3 protein-coding genes are annotated in these 3,221 nt (G+C 56.4%); 2 read left to right on the top strand and 1 reads right to left on the bottom strand.

From position 1 onward, the window contains the following. Together ABYT07_RS19985 and cysE are read left to right on the top strand one after the other, a co-directional pair. The coding region (locus ABYT07_RS19985; protein WP_372993762.1) for a phage tail protein at positions 1–1,281 on the top strand (1,281 nt) is incomplete at its 5' end. Between the two features lie 127 nt (positions 1,282–1,408). Next, positions 1,409–2,221 (top strand): serine O-acetyltransferase, encoded by an 813-nt coding sequence (cysE, locus tag ABYT07_RS19980; protein WP_372993761.1) that lies wholly within the window; start codon positions 1,409–1,411, stop codon positions 2,219–2,221. 156 nt (positions 2,222–2,377) lie between these two features. On the opposite strand, the gene ABYT07_RS19975 is transcribed toward cysE, so the two are convergent. Next, positions 2,378–3,221, bottom strand: an 844-nt coding sequence (locus ABYT07_RS19975) for a 2-oxo acid dehydrogenase subunit E2 (RefSeq protein ID WP_372993760.1), incomplete at its 5' end; no start/stop codon positions are given.

Genomic DNA, 3,221 nt, shown 5'->3' with positions numbered 1-3,221 from the left:
GAAGAGACGATTTTGGCCGATGATGCGACCCATTCGGTGTCGGCATCAGAGATGAACATGGCGCTGACCCGTGCAGAAGGCCGCCAAGTGGTCGAACGCTGGCTGACCGAGGCCCGTATTTCACGCGAAAGCCTGCGTCTGGCATTGCCACCCTCGATGATGGCGCTTGGGGCAGGCGATGTCATTGAACTGCCCGCTGACGGTGAAGAGGGGGATGCCCTGTACCGGATCGACCGGGTCGAACAGGGTGAAATGCAATTGATCGAGGCGGTACGGATCGAACCCGAGGTGTATGATCCGGCCCCGTTTGATGATGAATTGGCGGCTTTGAAACCCTTTACCGCCCCTGTGCCGGTGACCGCGCTGTTCCTTGATTTACCGCTGTTGCGGGGGGATGAGACACCGCATGCGCCCTATATTGCGACCACAGCACAGCCTTGGCCGGGGTCTGTGGCGGTCTATCAGTCGGGAACGGATGCGAATTATCAGCTTAATACCATTCTGCCAATCCGCGCGACTATTGGGGTCACGCAGACGGACCTAGCAGCCGCGCGCGCCGGAGTATTTGACCACGGTGACGGGCTTCAGGTCAAGCTGACCAGCGGCTCTTTGGAAAGCGTCGACGAGGCGGCCTTGCTGAGGGGGGCAAATTTGGCTGCGATTGGCGATGGTACTTCTGACAATTGGGAGGTGTTTCAATTTGCAGAGGCGGAATTGGTGGCACCAAGCACCTATTGGCTGACCAAGCGGTTGCGCGGGCAGGCGGGGTCTGACGCGTTGATGCCACCAGTTTGGCCGTTGGGATCGCGGTTTGTCTTGCTGAATTCGGTCCCGCAGCAACTTTCGCTCAGTCCTAATTTGCGGCGTATTGTGCAACATTACCGCATCGGCCCGGCGCAGCGCTCCTTTGATGATCCATCCTATATTCATCGCGAAGAAGCATTTGATGGCAACGGATTGCGCCCCTTCAGCCCATGTCACCTGCGCGCAACGACAAACGCGAGCGGCCTTGATCTGACATGGGTCCGCCGGACCCGGATAGAGGGCGATGGCTGGGATGGTCTTGATGTTCCCTTGGGAGAGGAGGCCGAGCAATATCTTGTACGTGTCCTTCAGAACGGTCAGGTCGTCCGCGAGGCAGTGACCACTGCACCGATCTGGTCCTATGGCGCAGCCGCGCAAGGGGCTGACGGGCTGTCAGGGGCTTTTGCCATCACTGTGGCACAAATATCTGCAAGCTTTGGAGCGGGGCCAGCCGCACGGGTGATCCTTGACCAGTAGGGTCTCTAGTCAACTGTTTTAAAATCATTAAAGTGAGATGGCAAAAGATTGATAAGGATGCTCACTGCTTTGGGTTTGGCTCTTTGCATTGATTTGATATACTGTGGCTTCAAAGAAGGATGTTGTCATGGCAGAACCCCGCAGAAATATCGCCTCAGTTGATCCGGTTTGGGATCAAATTCTGATCGACGCTCAAAAAGCGGTGCAAGATGAACCCCTGATGGGTGGATTTATCCACACCTGTATCTTGCACCACAAATCCATCGAAAAGGCGCTGTCTTACCGGATCGCCGCCAAGCTGTCTTCGAATGAGATGTCGATGATGGTGTTGCGCGAAATGGTACAGGAAGCATATGCCAACGACCCTGACCTGATAAAGGCCGCGCGCGCAGATCTGGTCGCGATTTATGAGCGCGACCCGGCCTGCCATCGCTTGCTGCAACCGATCCTGTATTTCAAGGGATATCAGGCCGTTCAGGCCTACCGCGTGGGCCATCACCTTTGGATGAAAGGGCAGCGCGATCTGGCCTATTTTGTGCAAATGCGGGTGAGCGAGATTTTCGGCGTCGACATTCATCCGGCAGCAAAAATCGGCAAGGGCATTATGATTGACCACGCCCATTCCGTCGTGATCGGTGAGACTGCTGTGGTCGGTGACAACGTGTCGATGCTGCATTCCGTAACCCTTGGCGGGACCGGAAAGGAAGAACAGGACCGTCACCCCAAAATTGAAGATGGCGTGCTGATCGGTGCGGGGGCCAAGGTTTTAGGTAACATCACGATTGGGCACTGCAGCCGTATTGCTGCGGGATCTGTTGTGTTGGAGGCGGTTCCGCCTTGCAAGACGGTTGCCGGTATTCCAGCGCGAGTTGTAGGGGAAGCGGGTTGCGAACAGCCTTCTGTACTGATGGATCATATGTTGGGTCCACAGGGCGACTGAGATTTACAAAGCTTACGCAAGACAATGAAAAAGCCGGGATCAGACGATCCCGGCTTTTCTGTAATGCGAGTAACCATTCAGCCTTGTTTGATGGTAAGAGTGGGGGGCTTTCTGCCCCCCAGACCTCCCGAGGATTTTAGTCCATTCGAAAATGGATCAGGCGAGCATTGTCATGGGGTTTTCAAGGTTGTCTTTGATCGCAGTCAAAAGTTGTGCACCAAGGGCACCGTCGATGACGCGGTGATCCACCGACAGGGTGACAGACATCACCGTGGCCACAGCCAGTTCGCCGTCTTTGCCAACGACCGGTTTTTTCACGCCAGCGCCCACCGCGAGGATCGCACCATGTGGCGGGTTGATCACGGCGTCGAAATTGTCGATGCCGAACATGCCAAGGTTGGAGATCGCAAAGCTGCCGCCCTGATACTCGTGCGGTGCAAGTTTGCGGTCGCGCGCGCGGGTGGCAAGGTCTTTCATCTCGGCCGAGAGGGCCGAGAGTGATTTATTCTCGGAATCTTTCAGAACAGGGGTGAAGAGGCCACCGTCGATGGCCACTGCTACGGCTACATCCGAAGGCTTGAGCTTGAGGATGCGATCGCCTGCCCAGACTGCATTGGCATCAGGCACAGCTTGCAGCGCCAAGGCACAGGCTTTGATGATGAAGTCATTGACGGACAGTTTGACGCCACGTGCTTCGAGCTGCTTGTTCAGATCAGCCCGGAACGCCATCAACGCATCAAGCTGGATGTCCCGACGTAGATAGAAATGCGGGATCGATTGCTTGGCCTCGGTCAGGCGCGACGCGATGGTTTTGCGCATGCCATTGAGGGTGATTTCCTCATACTCGCGACCCTCGTACATTTTCATGACGGCGTCGGCTGTTGGCCCTGCGGCAAGTGCGGGTTTGGCCGCTGCTGCTGTTGGGGCCGCTGTCGACGCGGCTTTGGGTGCGTCGGATTTGGACAGACCTTCAACATCAGCTTTGACGATCCGGCCATGG

Source organism: Sulfitobacter sp. (assembly GCF_041552635.1).
Taxonomy (GTDB): Bacteria; Pseudomonadota; Alphaproteobacteria; order Rhodobacterales; family Rhodobacteraceae; genus Sulfitobacter.
This window is presented reverse-complemented; position numbering and strand designations above follow the sequence as displayed.